The sequence below is a fragment of the Dokdonia pacifica genome (assembly GCF_900188275.1).
Lineage (GTDB): Bacteria > Bacteroidota > Bacteroidia > Flavobacteriales > Flavobacteriaceae > Dokdonia > Dokdonia pacifica.
Window position 1 is genome coordinate 470,657 of record NZ_FZNY01000002.1, and the last position, 16,247, is coordinate 486,903.

The following is a 16,247-nucleotide window of genomic DNA, read 5'->3' on the forward strand; positions in this document are numbered from 1 at the left end:
GAGACTAATATAACTGCAATGATTATCTCGTATGCTTCACTTGGTAAATTCATACTTTAAATATACAAAAATATACTGACATCTTCAGGAAATAGTTATCTGAGTAACGATAACTTATTATAAAGCCGAAGGAAAAGATTTATTATAGTTTACTAATAAAGCAACCATATAGCTATAGCTTTTGATTCCTGCTGGTTGATTATTTGCTTTTAAATAATTACTATAAAACAGCTTAAATACAGGTTCTAATGGATTGTCCATTTCATTCCAAAAATCACTGGCTTCTTTATAGTTTTTAAAAATACCGGGATGGATTTGATCGCGTAGTTCTTCTGCTAGCTCGCTATCGCGGCGAAAAACATCATTGAAGCAATACCGTAGGGCGAAGATGCTTCCTGCATATTGAAAATAGGCATTCTCATTATTAATACTCGCTAAAACGCCTACGAAATTGGCTTCATTTTCTTTGGCATAACCTAATTGATGGGCTTGCTCATGACAACTAATTACCGCATGCCTATAATTAGGAACGAGGCCATTAATTTGTGCTTCGTTGGTAATAGGATTTAGATACCCGCTATAGCCCATTACCGAAAGTGGGTAACTCAATAGAGAGACTTTAATACTTTTAGGAGGATAATCTAATGTTGGGAATTGAGATTGTAATGCGCCATAGCCATGTACCGTTTGATCAAAAATCTCCGACTGTGATAAAGGTACCGTTACTTTTATAGTATCATTGGCTGCGAGCTGACTATGAAGTGCATTGCTTTTTGCGATGAGTTTCTGGGTGAGTGTTACTAATTCTTCTGTGGTATATTCACTCTCTATACCTAATGATTCGTGTAATGGAAGTCGGTAATAATTCATTCCCCATAACAAATGAAACGCCCCATAAACTATAGAAGCTATAGCTAACGTGCGAACTGCAAAAGATTTCCAAGTACGGAAACGCCTTTTAAATAAAAGTACAATCTCTCTGAGTATGATCACAATTAATGTAGCATACATCAGATCTCCAAATGAAAATGGCAACCACCCAAATACATACCGAAATCCTTTTGAGATAATAGGATACAACCCATTACTATAATAATTTTCTATAAAGTCAGGAAATAATGCCAGTATACGCACAACACCCATCTGAACAAATAAGAAAAGACCAATAATAAGGAGCGTGCGATTTTTTTTCATTGTGATAAAAGTAAGGAAAAGGAATTTGAAATTGAAGTCAAAACTGAAAATGAAAATAAACAGCATTTTAAATTTTAACCTGTTTCAAGTTCAAGGTTTCAGGTGATAAGTGAGGAAGTATAATAGTATGGTACTCTTAAATAAAAACGCTATATCACTCCTTTACTATTTCTTTTTACGCTTTCGCGAAAGCATACGATTATCTGTTATCTTCTTTTAGAGTCTTTACGACTCTTGAGGCAATTACACTTCTTGACAATTGATACATTTCATGTAATTATAAACAAACGTTGATAACAGATACACAACAATGACGTGATGCCTAAAAACAGCTATAAATGTGAGTGTTATATGTTTTTATAGTATTTTAGGTGATGATATACACTAGTTGTGTGTAATTAAATAAAAAAATCATGGGAATATTTGACAATCTTTTTGGTGGTAACAAAAAGAAGAGTGAGCAGCCAAAGCCAGAACTTAGGTTAGAGTATAATATCATGAACAATATAACATTAGAGACTTGTGATAAATATTCAAATCAAGAGAATTACAAATTGATTGAAAACGGCATTTATAAAGACCTAAAAGATGAAGATGACGCCAATTATAGAATGACCATTTCCTACGAACTTGACTCGGATAATAGTCAATATCCTTTAGAGGATATTTTGGATAAATTCTACTTACATGTTTCCGACTTTTTGGAGTCTGAGAATGATTCTGATTCAAATAAAGTCAAACAAGAATTGGGCGGGACTTTAGATGGCATTAAAAATGCTCAAGAAATCATCGGAAAGAAGATTTACAATCAAGACTTTTTGGACGAAGATGGACAGATAAGAGTAAATTTAAAAATTGAATAAAAAACTACACACAACAACGTGTATAAAACATCGCTAATAATTGCTAAACCGAAAGGGTTATATATCTATTAAATTCGCCAAATTCTTAATTTGTCTTTTTGATAATAGAAAAAATAAAAAACATAAATAGCTGGTTTTGGTTAACCCGAGAAATTAGTGTCTTTATATACACTACATTTCATACACAAAACAGTTATGTGCCATTAAACAAAAGAATGAAAAAAAAGTATACGATAGGTGGAAATTACCAAGTTAATGGTAATACAGAAAAAGAGTTTGAAATAGAATATGACAATCTTCCTGAGAACGAAGAAAACAACAACAAGCTATTGAACTTGCTTAACCATCCTTGGCGACTAATCAAAGAAGGAGGGAAATTAGGTGTAAATGGAATAAAACGTTTTATTACTGTATTGTTTTTATTTGCTTTTTCGAATACTATATTGTTTTTCTATGCTATTAGTCGATTATTCTCAACAGATTTTGAGTTTATGAAACTCTTGTTTGTCTTACTTGTACTAATCATTGGATTAGCAATCACAATCTACTCAACATACAGAACATATCAATATGTGGTTATTGACACTATCAGAGTGATTTATGAAAATTTGTCATCATTTTTTCATAAGATAAGCGAATTAATAATCGATAAAGTAGAGGTTTTATTTCAAGGTAAAATTGACCTGACAGACAATCAACTTACTAAAGCGCTAGATTTTGGAAAAATGGTAAATTCCAAATACCCAAAAACTCCTAAATTTTTGAGAAAAGGAATCATTCTAATTTTAAATAAAATTCCATTTGTAGGAATGCTAATTGACCTAAAAGAAGAGATTTTAAAAGGTAATAAAATTGAAGCAAGTAATAAACTTTATAATAAAATGGACGGGTTCATTTCAAACTCAATATTTGGAAATAATAATACGAAATGGGTTTGGTGGCTACTACCTGTAAATATTATAATCATATTCGTTTTGATAAAATTAAAAATAGGATAAAACGCTACACAACAATGGCTATAAGTAATCATTCTAGTTGGTTAAGACAAGTAACTTTTCTTACTTTTAACTAAATTCCGTTAAATCGGGAAAAACAAAAACAAAAAACGCTACTACTCATACACGAGACCGTTACCTACAATATGAAAAAACAACTCACATTTTTAATCGGAATTTTAATTTGCTTTGTTTCTTGCAACTTTTCGGAGAAGGAAAAAAAAGCGGAAATAAAAATTACTAAACCAATTGTCGAGGAGAAAAGTAAAAAAAATATTGAAGAACAGAAAAAGGAAAATTATCAATTTGTTGAAAATGACAGTATAGCTCATTTATGGCAATCTGAATTGGAATCATTGACTAAAAGTTTCTCGGGCTTCATAGTCAAGACTAAACTAAAACAAAACAACCACGATGAAACTCAAACCGACACGATAAAAACTTTGACTTTTGACAAATCCATTATTGAAGTTTATTCAACAGATGGATTTTATGCAGTTTGGTCAGCGGACATTAAGAATTCAGAATTGCCAATTTGGTCTTATGTCAAAGTTGGAATGAAAAAATATCAATTGGAGAAAACATTAGCTAACCGACTAAAATCTGATACAATCAGACTTGGAAATTTAGAGCAAACATCCGTTTTTGAATTCTATTTTAGTGATGACGAACTTGACCAAGTGAAATTTGAAGGATATGTGGATTAAAATACTGTAGGTAACAATGGCTATAATTCATTGTGGTTTTGTGCCACACCAAAATAAAAGTATAAATCAACGGCCGATTTCTAAGCGGAATAATCCTGCGGATGATTCCACAACAAAATCATACACCAGACCGTTGTAAAACATTTGAAGAAAAAATTGAACATATCGAAATTACTAACAAATCTGACCCTTATTTTGATTTGCGGAATGAGTTATGGACAAATTGAAATAAGAGGAAAAGTGATATCCGAATATACTAAAGAGCCAATTTGGACTGGTTACGAAATTAAACCAAACATAGAAAAACACCCTATTAGTTATTCAAGTGAAGATGGCTCATATCTGATAGAATATTTAGAACCGAACAAAGAATACGAAATAATATTGTTAGTTTATGGTTACGAAAAGCCTCTAAAATACATCGTTAAAACTAATAACGGAATAACCTATAAAGATTTTCTAATTGAGCCAAATTGCAATTGGAAAACAAAAGCTCAAAATGATTGGGATACCTCAAAGGCTCAATTTTTACTTTTCGGTTCAATAGCACCAATTATGAATACTAAAGCTGATGATAGTTTTGAGAAAAAATATGGAATTGAATATTTTGATTTTGGATGCCAACCGCCAACTTTTGAATGCATAATTATGTATAATGAAAAGATAGCAGAATTGATGGATGAAAAGTACGGAAAAACGTGGCGAGATAAAGCCAGAAAAGACATAATTGGGTTATAAAAAACGTTTTAAAACAACGTATATGACTCATAGTTAATTACTTGCTTAATCTAAGTTAAAGCATAATTGTAAGTCCGCCAAATTTTTAAATTTGGCTCGTGCTTAACCGAAAATAATCGCTAATTCACACGCTACAAGCCATATACAAGACCATTAGTAAGATAGTAAAATGAACGACACAACAACAAAATGGAAGCCAGATCTCTACAATGAAAAACATGCATTTGTGTATCATTATGGAGAACATCTTATAAAACTACTTGATCCCAAAAAAGACGAAAGAATTTTAGATCTAGGATGTGGTTCTGGGCAATTGACATTTCAAATAAATGAGTTTGCAAAAGAAACCATTGGGATAGATCAATCTGCCGAAATGATTTCTGATGCCAAATCAAAATTTCCTTCTATTGAATTTCAAGTAGGAAATGCAAGTCATTTCAAATTCAATAAAAAATTTGACTCCATTTTTTCAAACGCTACGCTTCATTGGGTAAAAGAGCACAAAAATGCTATACAATGTATGTATGAAAATTTGAACCCAAATGGTAAAATTGTTGTAGAATTTGGAGGCAAAGGAAATGTACAAACTATAGTCAACCAATTGCGAAGCTCTTTAGCAGATAGAGGTTACACACAACAATCACATCTAGATGTATGGTACTTTCCATCCATTGGAGAATATACAACCGAGCTAGAAGCAGCTGGTTTTAGAGTCGTTCAGGCAACACATTATGACAGACCCACCGAACTTGCAGATGAGCATTCTGGAATAAAAGATTGGATTTCTATGTTTGCCGAGCGCTTTTTTATAGGAGTTCCCGAACATCACATTGAAGATATTAAGAACGAAGTGCAAGAAAAAATGAAAGACCAATGCCTCATCAATGGAAAATGGTACGCTGACTATAAAAGAATTAGAATTGTGGCATTAAAAGAAATATCAGATACAAGTAATCCATAGTTATAACTACGATAAAACCCTATATTAGCATAGAACAAATTATAATTAATGTTTATAAAAACACGATTAATAATGAGAAAAAAAAGTGTTATTGAATTATTAGACTATGCATCAGAACAAATTATTGAACTTGAAAATAAAATAAAAACTGGTTCGGTTGATCGTGTTTTAATTAAAAATGTTTTAGAAAATTTAAGAAGTGCATTAGATTATGTTGCTCATGATATAAGTGATAAACTAAGTTCTCCAAATTCTAGAGTTTATTTTCCTTATGCGAAAAATTTAAATGAATTTGAACGTTCTGTTAAAAGAAATTTGCCAAATCTTGATAAAGAATTTCCAGATATATATAATATAATTAAATCTATTCAGCCTTTTGAGAGTAGTTCAAATTGGCTTATCCTAGTTTGTGGTCTTGTTAACGCTGCTAAGCATCATAACCTCAATGAGATTGAAGAAAAAGATATAATTCATGGATTTATGGGAGGCGGAATGCATCTATCTAATGTTGGAAGTTTTAATATCAAAAATGCAAAGTTAAATGGCTTAAATATAAAATCTATAGTTGTTAAAGAAGGTGAATTAGAAGAGTTAATTCTTGATAATTTTTCTGAATTAGTTTTTTTAAAAAAATCTTTAGTTACATTTTTAGGTGAAGAACATGAAATTTGTGAATTTTTAAAATATGGTCATTCAAATATTAAAAAAATAAGTAATGATATTTATAACTTTATATAATTTTTAAATGAATGATATCTAAGAATAGAGCATATGAAAAATAAAAGAAAAAGATCTAGTAATACATTTTGAATTTTGCCTACTAACTATTCGGGAAATGATAATAGTTACACCTCAAAAACCCTATATTAGCATAGAACAAATTAGAGTTTATGCAACCCTATCAAATCTTACTTCTTATTGCTGGTTACTTCGGTGTACTGATGCTCATTAGTTATCTCACAGGAAAAAGTGGGTCTAATTCAGATTTCTTTAAAGCTGGAAAACAATCTCCTTGGTATCTAGTTGCTTTTGGAATGATTGGGGCATCCCTTTCTGGTGTAACCTTTATATCTGTACCCGGTTGGATTGAAGCATCGAGCTTTAGCTATTTTCAGGTGGTATTAGGATATACCGTTGGATATGCAGTAATAGGATTGGTCTTACTCCCACTCTATTACAAACTCAACTTAACGTCTATTTATACCTATTTAGAAAGTAGGTTTGGAAATGCATCCTATAAAACTGGCGCTTCCTTCTTTTTATTGAGTCGTATTATAGGTGCTAGTTTTAGATTATATCTCGTAGCTAACGTATTACAGCTGTTAGTCTTTGATAAAATGTCTTTTTTCGGAGATGAAGGCGTTCCATTTTGGGTCACTGTCACCATTACCATTTTATTGATCTGGTTGTATACATTTAAAGCCGGAATCAAAACCATCGTATGGACAGATACACTTCAAACTCTATTTATGCTCGTTGCTGTAGGCGTAGCGATTTATTATGTCTCTGAAGAAATGGGGCTTTCTGGAGGAGAGATCATGAGTTTTGTATCAGATAGCGATTTATCACAAGTATTCTTTTTTGATGATTGGAAAAGCGGGGATTACTTCTTTAAACAATTCTTATCAGGAGCCTTTATTGCGATCGTAATGACAGGACTGGATCAAGATATGATGCAAAAAAACCTCACCTGTCATAATCTTGAAGACGCTAAAAAGAATATGTTTTGGTTTACCATTGTACTTACCGTAGTAAATATGGTCTTCTTAGTACTAGGTGTATTATTGACCGTATATGCTGCACAAAATGGTATCGATGCTCATAAAGACGATCTCTTCCCTACCATTGCTGTAGAAAGTGGTTTAGGAGTAGGTCTAGCCATTGTATTCTTATTAGGGCTCATTGCCGCTGCCTATTCTAGTGCCGATAGTGCATTAACTTCCCTTACAACATCTTTCAGTATAGATATACTAGATATTGAAAAGAAACACGACGCAAAAGCACAAGTGCGCATTCGTAAACGCATTCATATATTAATGTCTATCATTTTAGTAGTTGTTATCATTGTTTTTAAATACGTTATTGCAAATGAAAGTGTCATTAAAAACGTATTTACCTTTGCAGGATACACCTATGGTCCTTTATTAGGACTCTATGCCTTTGGGCTTTTTACCAAATGGAAGGTAAAAGATGCTATTGTTCCTGCAATTGCCATTGCTTCCCCTATCCTAGCCTATTTGATTAGTTATCTCTGTAAAAAATATGCTGGATTTGATTTCGGATTCTTTATCCTTATTCTCAACGGAGCGCTTACCTTTTTAGGTTTAGTATTGATTCGTACCCAAAAGAACTAAGGTACACGCAACTTCAAAATTGATATTATTTTCTTTAAGAAGTTTATAAAACTCAGGATTCTCTGTTCCTGGATTAAAGATCACTCGTTTCGGTTGTAATGATACCACATAGTCCATGTACTGATGTTGATGCTTGGGACCTATGTATAAAGTAACCGTATCAATTTTATTTTTATGTGTTTCCGCTTTCGCGAAAGCGGACTCAAACGTAATCACCTCTTGACCATCTATAGTCCCTGATCGCAGTCCTACCGCAATAACTGGATGATTATATTTTTGTAAACGTTGTACCGCAAGATGCGAATATCGAATAGATTTTAGAGAGGCTCCAAGAACGAGCGTAGGCTTAATTATCATAAAACAAAGTTAAAAAATTAAAACACTGTAACAGTATAGAAAATTAGTCGTCTATAGAGTATAAAGTTAACTTTATTGGTTAGACATCTTTTAATTCGTTTTGATGGTTAGTGTTAATTAGAAGTACTGTCTACCACAAAATCCCAGGGTTCCGGACTCTGGGATTTTATTTTTAAATAACTTAAGTTTCACTACAATCAAAATGCGCTAAAACTATATAAATCAGCATAAAAAATTTCTTTTTGTATAGTTTTATTTTACCTAAAAACATATATTTAAAGTACCTACTTTAAACAAATCGCATCGTAATCTCTACCTAAATTTTAAATAATTTATGTAAACAATCAAAGGTTTTACGACTCCTACTAGTATAACTTCGTGATACGGTTTGGATATAACACAAATGAGACGATACTATGGATACTATTTTAAATGAAGGCGAAAAAACGGTACAACGGTTAGCAGGTGTAGAAAAAGAAGGGGCTCGTGTTGCAAGATTAGCTATTAAAAATAGAATAACTCCTGGTCTTTTTCCATATATACAAGGATTACCATTAGCATTTGTAGGCAGTACTGATGCTAAAGGACAACTCTGGTCTTCTTTACTCATTGGTGATATTGGATTTATAGAGGTACCCCACATTCATGAAGTACGTTTTCATATTCCAAAAATTAAAAGCGATACGTCAGATATTTTTTTTAAAAATAGCGTAACAAATGCTAGTGTAGGCATTATGTTTAAAGACCCTTCAGAACGCATACGGTATCGTGTCAATGGTACTGTCATTGAAGCTACAGAGGAGATCATTCGTATTAAAGTAATAGAAGCTTACGGAAATTGCCCTAAATATATCCAAGCTTGTAATATATCTGATATAGAAAGTACTTCTTACTCAGATACTACATCTATACAAGATCAAGCTTTAGGTAACTACGAAAAAGAATGGATTCGCAACGCAGATACTTTTTATATTGCCACACGTGGTTTAGATGGCAGAGCTGATGCATCTCACAGAGGAGGTAATCCTGGTTTTGTAGAGATTATGCCAGATGGAACTCTTAAAATTCCAGATTACTACGGAAATAATATGTTCAATAGCTTAGGGAATATTTATGAAAACCCAAATACAGGGTTACTCTTTGTTAATTTTGAATCTGGAGAAACGCTTCAAATCACTGGAAAAGGAAAAATTCTTTTTGATCAAACAACACCTGGTGATATTGAAAAAAGTGGAAGCACAGGACGTTTTTGGCTTTTTTCTCCAAAACAATGGATCTACACTAAAAACCACCATAAAGCACAATGGGATTTTATAGATTATTCTCCCTATAATCCATAAAATAACACCTTCACTGTATATTCAAGAATACAAAACTATTTTAAAAATAGATTTTCTAGTAATTTATTACTTGATACATTATACCTTTTGAAGGTATCACATTAAAACAACTTCTAGTCTCAAAAGAAGGGTGTCATAAATAAATAGAGTCTTCAATAAATAAAGAATTAGGATATATTGAATCTTACTATTTTTATATCTGATAAACTCTATATCAATGTTAAGGTTTAAAAGACTGATCAAACAAAACGTTATTTTCACTAACTTTAAGATCTTTAATCAAAATAACAAGCAGTTATGGCAACATATAATCTTAAGATTAATGGTAAAAAACATCAAGTAGATGTTGATGAAAGCACACCACTACTATGGGTTTTAAGAGATCATCTTGGAATGGTCGGAACAAAGTTTGGTTGTGGAGTAGCACAGTGTGGAGCTTGTACAGTTCATATTGATGGGAATGCTACAAGATCTTGCGTTACACCTGTTTCTGTGGCTTCAGAATATACCATAACGACCATCGAGGGTATTTCTGAAAACGGAGATCATCCTGTTCAAAAAGCTTGGATTGAACACGATGTTCCACAATGTGGATATTGTCAAGCTGGACAGATTATGAGCGCAACAGCATTACTTAAAAATAATCCATCACCCACAGATGAAGATATAGATAATGCTATGAGTGGGAATATATGTCGTTGTGGCACCTACACGCGTATCAAAAAAGCAATTAAAACTGCATCTAACACAAACCTTAGCTAAGGAAGTTTAACCTAAAATAGTAAAAATGAGCACAACAAAGACAACATTAGGAAGACGTTCTTTTCTTAAGAATGTATCACTTGCCGGAGGTGGATTGGTCATTGGATTTAGCTGGCTAGCTTCTTGTAAAGAAGCTCCTGAAGCTAAAGCTATGGGTATTGAAATGCCTAAAGAATGGTTTGAACTTAATGGCTTTCTTAAAATAGGAGACAATGGTATTGTGACTATTATGTCACCAAATCCAGAAATTGGTCAAAACGTAAAAACCTCAATGCCTATGCTCGTTGCAGAAGAGCTAGACATAGATTGGGCAAATGTTATCGTAGAGCAAGCACCTCTTAATACAGATATTTTCACACGACAAGTTGCAGGAGGTAGTCAATCCATACGTGCATCATGGGAGCCTATGCGTAAAGCTGGTGCCACTGCAAGACAAATGCTAAAACAAGCAGCTGCAGATACTTGGGAAGTACCAGTAAGTGAAATAAAAACCAAAGAAGGGGTACTTATTCATGAAGCAAGTGGTAAAAAAGCAAGTTATGGAGAAATGGCCTCAAAAGCAGCAACATTAGAAGTACCTGAAGAAGTAGTTTTAAAAGAGAAAGCAAATTTCTCTATTATTGGTACTTCCAAAAAGAATGTAGACGGAAAAAAGATTGTAACTGGACAACCACTCTATGGTATAGATACCCAACGTGAGGGAATGAAAATTGCAATGATCGTACAACCTCCTGCCTTTGGAATGCAACTCAAATCCATAGACGATACGGAAGCCAAAAAAATGCCAGGTATCACTAATGTCTTAGTTATAGATGCCTATGTTGACGATCAAAAAATAGGTTTCTTTGATCAAGCTGCATTTCCAAAAATGGCTGTTGTTGTAGGAGATACTACTTGGCAAGTAATGCAAGCCAAAAAAGCGCTCAATGTAACGTGGGAAATGGCACCAGAATATGCAAAAGAGATAAGTGCTTTTGGACGTACCTTCAATGTAAAACGCCCTGTTGGGCTTGAAAACACAAACGATCACATCAAAGCAATGCAACAGGTAAATTCGCAAAAGATCACACTTGCGCGGAAAGATGGGAATCCTGAAAAAGCATTTAAAAATGCTGATCGTGTTATTGAACGAAGTTATTCGTGTCCATTTCTTGCTCACAACACCATGGAACCCATGAATTTCTTTGCAAACGTGACCAATGATAAAGCTGAACTTATGGGACCTATACAAACTCCTGAAGCTATGGAGCATAGTATTTCAGAACGTTTGGATATGCCTTTAGAGAATATTGATATTAAGATGACGCGTATGGGAGGCGGTTTTGGAAGAAGACTCTACGGCCATTTTCTAGTAGAAGCAGCAGTAATCTCTAAAGAAATAGGGGCTCCGGTAAAACTACAATATTCTCGTGAAGATGATATGACCAATGGTGTATATCGCCCTGCATATTATGCAACGTACAAAGCAGCACTAGATGTAAATAATAACCTTATAGGATTTCATGTAATTGCTGGAGGGATTCCAGAAAGTCCGCTGGCAGCAAATCGCTTTCCTGCAGGAGCTATAGATAACTATCTTGCAGAAACCTGGTCTATAGACTCCAATATTACAACAGGAGCCTTTAGAGCACCAAGATCTAATTTTATTGCAGGTGCAGAACAAAGCTTTCTTGACGAACTTGCCGAAGAAATGGGGAAAGATCCTTTTGATTTAAGACTAGAGCTTTTAGAAAAAGCGAAGAATAATCCCGTAGGAGAAAATAATGATTATGATGCTGCTCGTTATGCAGGCGTACTTGAACTCGTAAGAAAAACATCTAATTGGGATTCTGATACCTCTAAAAATCGAGGTGTTTCTGCATACTTTTGTCATAACTCTTATGTAGCACAAGTATTAGATCTCGAAATAGAAAATAACCAACCTAAAATCAAGGATGTATACTGTGCAGTAGATTGTGGTATTGTTGTCAATCCTGATGCTGCTACAAACCTTGTAGAAGGAGGTATCGTAGACGGTATAGGCCATGCAATGTATAGTTCTTTAACCTTTAAAGATGGAAAGCCAGATCAAAAGAATTTTGATACCTATCGACTCATAAGACACAATGAAGCTCCAGAAAATATCAAAGTTGATTTTGTACAAAGTGATACAGACCCAACAGGACTTGGCGAACCTCCATTCCCTCCTATTATGGGCGCTGTAGCAAATGCATTGTATAAAGCTACAGGGACTAGACATTATCATCAACCATTTATGGGAAGTCAAGAATTTAAAGGATAAATAGATACAACCCATTTAATTTTAATACATAAAAATCTTCCTCAAAGCTTTGGCTTTGAGGAAGATTTTTCAAAGTCAACCACCTTAGAACAAGCCCACGAAGTATTCGTAAGGAAGTAACTTTTAAATTTCGAGGAAAATCTCGGAGTATTTAGATCTCGATTATCGAGCAAAAATCGCACAGTAATGACCCATGAATTTAAAAAACTTATCAAGACTGCCTTGCAATGGCAACTCGATGATGTAAAAATTGTGCTAGCTACAGTAGTATCGTTGCAAGGTTCATCGTACAGAAGACCTGGTGTTCGGATGCTTATCAATGATCGTGGTGAATTAATGGGTGCTGTGAGTGGTGGCTGTGTAGAAAAGGAAGTGGTACATCAAGCACAATCCGTCTTTGAAACTCAGCAAGCTAAAACAATGGCATATGATGGTAGATTCAGGTTGGGATGTGAAGGAATTATTTATATTCTAATTGAGCCATTTTATGTTGATTCCGCTTTCGCGAAAGCGTTTACTGAAACATTACAATCTCGAACTACATTTTATTGCCAAAGTTATTACACATTAGATGGCATTGGAGAGCAACTAGAACATACAACTATGGGTTCTCTTGTTGAAATAAATGGTCATAAAATGCCCTTACATCCTAATGCAAAAATTGATACTGGACTTATCCATTTTAAACAAAAATTCCCTCCTATTTTTCAACTGTATATTTTTGGAGCAGAACACGATGCCGTAGCCCTTTGCTCAATGGCAATTAACGTAGGTTGGGAGGTGCATATTATCGCATCCCCAGATGCACAAAAAACAATTCATTATTTTCCAGGTGCAAGTAGTTTAAGTACCCCTATAATTGAACATCTAGATACGTCAAAAATTGACAAAAACACAGCCGTTGTTTTAATGACGCATAGTTTTAATAAAGATGTACAATATCTTATTGCTTTAAGAGAGACAAGGCCTGCCTATTTTGGAATGTTAGGCCCTTCTCATAGAAGAGAGCGCCTTTTTAATGAATTTTTAGAACGATTTCCAGACACCGATCCTACATTTATTGAAAAGATACACGGTCCTGCTGGAGTGAATATCGGTGCAGAAAGTGCGCCAGAAATCGCCATATCTATCATAGCAGAAATCTTAACAATACTAAGAAACCAAAAACCTATTTCTCTTCGTGAAAAAGCAGGAACCATCCATGAGTAATATCGCAATATTACTACTTGCCGCTGGCGCTTCTCGTCGGATGGGACAAGCCAAACAACTTATGGCTTGGCAAGATACTTCCCTTGTTGAACATCAAATAAAAACGCTACTTCCTACAGGAGCTTCTATTCATATTGTTTTGGGTGCGTATGCCGAAAAAATACGACCACTCATTTCTGATTTTTCTGTTACCATATATGAAAACCCTCATTGGGAAAAAGGAATGGGTACGTCTCTTGCTTTTGGAGTTCAACACATTCTAAAAAACACGACAAATACCGCTGGAATATTAATTGCATTGGTAGATCAACCGCTGCTTAAAACTTCTCATTTCAAAACATTGATCGATACGTTTACACCTAATCAACGCCAAATCATTTGTTCTACATCTGATAAGGGTTGGTCAGGGCCTCCCATTATATTTGATCGATGTTACTTTGAAGAACTCATGAAACAAGAAGGTGATCATGGAGCTAAAAATGTAACCAAAAAACATAAAAAGGCAATTACATTTTTAACATTAGGATCTGTATTAGAAGATGTTGATACACCTCAAGCTTTCGCGAAAGCGATTACCCGCCAATTCTAATCATACTGCGATTTTCTGTATGCTCTTTTGGATCATTAAATTGTTCTGGAGTATTTAATCCGCCTCGCATTTTATGCTTTCCTAACATGGCTTTTTGCACTATAGGTCTAATGTCTTTTCCTGCTCTTAAAGGAGTGAGTAAATCACTTTCGGTTGTTGAAAAAAGACAATTTTTGAGTTGTCCATTGGCAGTAAGTCGTACTCGGTTACAACTGTCGCAAAATGGGTTGGTGACTGTACTTATAATTCCAAACGTACCTTTGTATCCTGCAACTTTATAGTTTTTAGCAGTATCATTTGGCGCATCAGGGAGTCTTATTAAATCTTCTTTTGTAAAAGCGGTATGTAATGTATCCAAAATCTCTTTTAAAGAAACTGTCTTCTCTCGGTTCCAACTATTACCATCAAAAGGCATAAACTCAATAAACCGAACATTTACTGGGTACTTCTTTGTAAATTCTATAAAATCAATAATCTCATTATCATTGACACCTTTCATCAAGACTACATTCACTTTTACATTAAAATCTGCTTCTATAAGTTTAAAGATATTTTCATATACTTTATCAAAATAATTACGAAAAGTGATTTTTTTAAATTTAGCAGTATCTAAGGTATCTAAACTCAAATTAATAGTAGAGACACCACATGCTTTTAAAAGATCAATATGACGATCAATACTTACACCGTTACTTGTTATAGATAATGCTACTGGAAGTGTAGCAAGACTCGTTAGTATTTCTGGGAAATCCTTACGCACTAGAGGTTCTCCTCCTGTAAGTCGTATTTTATCAACACCTTCATTTACAAATAGCTGTGCAATCTCAAAGAGTTCTTCGGCATTCATCAAATGCGCATTAGGAGTTAAAGGTACACCATCAACTGGCATACAGTACGAACAACGCAAATTGCAACGTTCTGTAAGAGAAATACGCAAATAATTATGTTTTCTACCAAATGTATCTGTGAGTATGTGTTGTGGTTCTATCATGAATGGGTAGCGCCTTTTAAAATATCAAAAAGATGTAAAATAGCTGGAAAAACAGCTTGCATCGATTCTCTTGCTCCTGCTGTTGAACCTGGTAATGCCATGACTAATGTTTCTCCCACCATACCAGCAACACTTCTAGAAAGCATGGCATATGCCATACGATCCTGTCCATATCTTCGTATGGTTTCTTCAATACCTGGAATAGTTCTGTCTAACAATGGTTTTAATGCTTCGGGTGTTTGGTCTCTAGTAGAAAGTCCTGTTCCTCCAGTATAAATCACTATAGATGTTCCTTGAGATACTTGTTGTTTTAACTGTTTTTGGATGGCATCAATTTCATCAGGAATCACAGTGTACTCTTGAATAGATACATCATACTTTTTAAGTTCTTCTATTATAGTTTTTCCTGATCTATCTTCTTTCTTACCATCTGAAATGGAATCTGAACAAACAATCACAGAAGCTGTTATATTCTTGTTCTTTAATGTATAATCCGATTTGCCTCCTTTTTTTGACAGCAATTTTATCGTATTAATTTCAATACCTTTATCTATAGGTTTTAACATATCATAGAGATTCAGAGCAACAACGCTTGCGCCATGCATGGCTTCAACCTCAACACCTGTTTTATAAATAGTTTTTATGGTACAAGAGATTTGAATATTTAATCCATTTATCTCATATGAAATTCCTGTGTATTCAATGGGTAAAGGATGACAGTCAGGAAGAATTTCTGGTGTCTTTTTTACTGCTAGAAGTCCAGCAGCTCTACTCATTTCAAAAACATTGCCTTTAGGTACAGTATTGTTTTCGATAGCATCTATTGTTTCTTGTTTACTTACAGAAACAATCGCTTGTGCGGTAGCAATACGAAGCGTATTACTTTTATGTGTGATATCAACCATG

Annotated in this window: 16 protein-coding genes; 12 read left to right on the plus strand and 4 right to left on the minus strand. The window is 34.0% G+C overall.

Going from position 1 to position 16,247, the window contains the following annotated elements; genetic code table 11:
* Positions 1 to 117 precede the first annotated feature (117 nt).
* On the minus strand, positions 118 to 1,194 hold the full coding sequence (locus CHB80_RS09300) for a DUF3810 domain-containing protein (RefSeq protein WP_089371336.1): 1,077 nt from the start codon (positions 1,192 to 1,194) through the stop codon (positions 118 to 120).
* Positions 1,195 to 1,607: 413 nt separating this feature from the next.
* Between CHB80_RS09300 and CHB80_RS09305 the strand changes: the two genes are divergently transcribed.
* The 7 genes from CHB80_RS09305 (at position 1,608) to CHB80_RS09335 (ending at position 7,812) form a co-directional block, all read left to right on the plus strand.
* Positions 1,608 to 2,057 carry a hypothetical protein gene (locus CHB80_RS09305; protein WP_218823085.1) on the plus strand — a complete coding sequence of 150 codons (450 nt, stop codon included), beginning with the start codon at positions 1,608 to 1,610 and terminating at the stop codon, positions 2,055 to 2,057.
* 215 nt (positions 2,058 to 2,272) lie between these two features.
* Positions 2,273 to 3,055 (plus strand): hypothetical protein, encoded by a 783-nt coding sequence (locus tag CHB80_RS09310; RefSeq protein WP_089371168.1) that lies wholly within the window; start codon positions 2,273 to 2,275, stop codon positions 3,053 to 3,055.
* Between the two features lie 143 nt (positions 3,056 to 3,198).
* Complete coding sequence (locus CHB80_RS09315; protein WP_089371169.1) at positions 3,199 to 3,759, plus strand: hypothetical protein; 561 nt, start codon at positions 3,199 to 3,201, stop codon at positions 3,757 to 3,759.
* A 144-nt stretch (positions 3,760 to 3,903) separates the two neighbouring features.
* Positions 3,904 to 4,497 (plus strand): FEKKY domain-containing protein, encoded by a 594-nt coding sequence (locus CHB80_RS09320; protein ID WP_143337087.1) that lies wholly within the window; start codon positions 3,904 to 3,906, stop codon positions 4,495 to 4,497.
* 169 nt (positions 4,498 to 4,666) lie between these two features.
* A complete protein-coding gene (locus CHB80_RS09325; RefSeq protein ID WP_089371171.1) occupies positions 4,667 to 5,458 on the plus strand; it encodes a methyltransferase domain-containing protein in 792 nt (263 codons plus the stop codon).
* Between the two features lie 72 nt (positions 5,459 to 5,530).
* Positions 5,531 to 6,196 (plus strand): hypothetical protein, encoded by a 666-nt coding sequence (locus CHB80_RS09330; RefSeq protein WP_089371172.1) that lies wholly within the window; start codon positions 5,531 to 5,533, stop codon positions 6,194 to 6,196.
* Positions 6,197 to 6,348: 152 nt separating this feature from the next.
* Positions 6,349 to 7,812 carry a sodium:solute symporter gene (locus CHB80_RS09335; RefSeq protein ID WP_089371173.1) on the plus strand — a complete coding sequence of 488 codons (1,464 nt, stop codon included), beginning with the start codon at positions 6,349 to 6,351 and terminating at the stop codon, positions 7,810 to 7,812.
* Here CHB80_RS09335 and CHB80_RS09340 read toward each other — a convergent pair.
* On the minus strand, positions 7,783 to 8,166 hold the full coding sequence (locus CHB80_RS09340; RefSeq protein WP_089371338.1) for a CoA-binding protein: 384 nt from the start codon (positions 8,164 to 8,166) through the stop codon (positions 7,783 to 7,785). The genes CHB80_RS09335 and CHB80_RS09340 overlap by 30 nt on opposite strands.
* A 419-nt stretch (positions 8,167 to 8,585) precedes the next feature.
* Here CHB80_RS09340 and CHB80_RS09345 point away from each other — a divergent pair, with 419 nt between their 5' ends.
* The 5 genes from CHB80_RS09345 (at position 8,586) to CHB80_RS09365 (ending at position 14,350) form a co-directional block, all read left to right on the plus strand.
* Positions 8,586 to 9,509 (plus strand): pyridoxamine 5'-phosphate oxidase family protein, encoded by a 924-nt coding sequence (locus tag CHB80_RS09345; protein WP_089371174.1) that lies wholly within the window; start codon positions 8,586 to 8,588, stop codon positions 9,507 to 9,509.
* 297 nt (positions 9,510 to 9,806) lie between these two features.
* Entirely contained in the window at positions 9,807 to 10,271 is a 465-nt protein-coding gene (locus CHB80_RS09350; RefSeq protein WP_089371175.1) for a (2Fe-2S)-binding protein, read from the plus strand.
* A gap of 25 nt (positions 10,272 to 10,296) precedes the next feature.
* Positions 10,297 to 12,552 carry a xanthine dehydrogenase family protein molybdopterin-binding subunit gene (locus CHB80_RS09355; protein ID WP_089371176.1) on the plus strand — a complete coding sequence of 752 codons (2,256 nt, stop codon included), beginning with the start codon at positions 10,297 to 10,299 and terminating at the stop codon, positions 12,550 to 12,552.
* Positions 12,553 to 12,738: 186 nt separating this feature from the next.
* A complete protein-coding gene (locus tag CHB80_RS09360; RefSeq protein WP_089371177.1) occupies positions 12,739 to 13,761 on the plus strand; it encodes an XdhC family protein in 1,023 nt (340 codons plus the stop codon).
* Entirely contained in the window at positions 13,733 to 14,350 is a 618-nt protein-coding gene (locus CHB80_RS09365) for a nucleotidyltransferase family protein (RefSeq protein ID WP_143337088.1), read from the plus strand. Before CHB80_RS09360 ends, CHB80_RS09365 begins: the two co-directional genes overlap by 29 nt.
* On the opposite strand, the gene moaA is transcribed toward CHB80_RS09365, so the two are convergent.
* Together moaA and moaCB are read right to left on the minus strand one after the other, a co-directional pair.
* Positions 14,334 to 15,341 (minus strand): GTP 3',8-cyclase MoaA, encoded by a 1,008-nt coding sequence (gene moaA / locus CHB80_RS09370; protein WP_089371179.1) that lies wholly within the window; start codon positions 15,339 to 15,341, stop codon positions 14,334 to 14,336. The two genes, CHB80_RS09365 and moaA, sit on opposite strands and share 17 nt — an antisense overlap.
* Positions 15,338 to 16,246, minus strand: coding sequence for a bifunctional molybdenum cofactor biosynthesis protein MoaC/MoaB (gene moaCB, locus CHB80_RS09375; RefSeq protein ID WP_089371180.1), 909 nt, complete (start codon positions 16,244 to 16,246; stop codon positions 15,338 to 15,340). The genes moaA and moaCB overlap by 4 nt, the downstream gene beginning before the upstream one ends.
* Position 16,247: the final 1 nt, after the last annotated feature.

Coding starts and splice junctions, on each gene's coding strand:
- CHB80_RS09305 (WP_218823085.1), top strand. CDS start 1,608: ATGGGAATATTTGACAATCTTTTTGGTGGTAACAAAAAGAAGAGTGAG.
- CHB80_RS09360 (WP_089371177.1), top strand. CDS start 12,739: ATGACCCATGAATTTAAAAAACTTATCAAGACTGCCTTGCAATGGCAA.
- CHB80_RS09355 (WP_089371176.1), top strand. CDS start 10,297: ATGAGCACAACAAAGACAACATTAGGAAGACGTTCTTTTCTTAAGAAT.
- moaCB (WP_089371180.1), bottom strand. CDS start 16,246: ATGGTTGATATCACACATAAAAGTAATACGCTTCGTATTGCTACCGCA.
- CHB80_RS09315 (WP_089371169.1), top strand. CDS start 3,199: ATGAAAAAACAACTCACATTTTTAATCGGAATTTTAATTTGCTTTGTT.
- CHB80_RS09330 (WP_089371172.1), top strand. CDS start 5,531: ATGAGAAAAAAAAGTGTTATTGAATTATTAGACTATGCATCAGAACAA.
- CHB80_RS09325 (WP_089371171.1), top strand. CDS start 4,667: ATGAACGACACAACAACAAAATGGAAGCCAGATCTCTACAATGAAAAA.
- moaA (WP_089371179.1), bottom strand. CDS start 15,341: ATGATAGAACCACAACACATACTCACAGATACATTTGGTAGAAAACAT.
- CHB80_RS09335 (WP_089371173.1), top strand. CDS start 6,349: ATGCAACCCTATCAAATCTTACTTCTTATTGCTGGTTACTTCGGTGTA.
- CHB80_RS09300 (WP_089371336.1), bottom strand. CDS start 1,194: ATGAAAAAAAATCGCACGCTCCTTATTATTGGTCTTTTCTTATTTGTT.
- CHB80_RS09350 (WP_089371175.1), top strand. CDS start 9,807: ATGGCAACATATAATCTTAAGATTAATGGTAAAAAACATCAAGTAGAT.
- CHB80_RS09310 (WP_089371168.1), top strand. CDS start 2,273: ATGAAAAAAAAGTATACGATAGGTGGAAATTACCAAGTTAATGGTAAT.
- CHB80_RS09345 (WP_089371174.1), top strand. CDS start 8,586: ATGGATACTATTTTAAATGAAGGCGAAAAAACGGTACAACGGTTAGCA.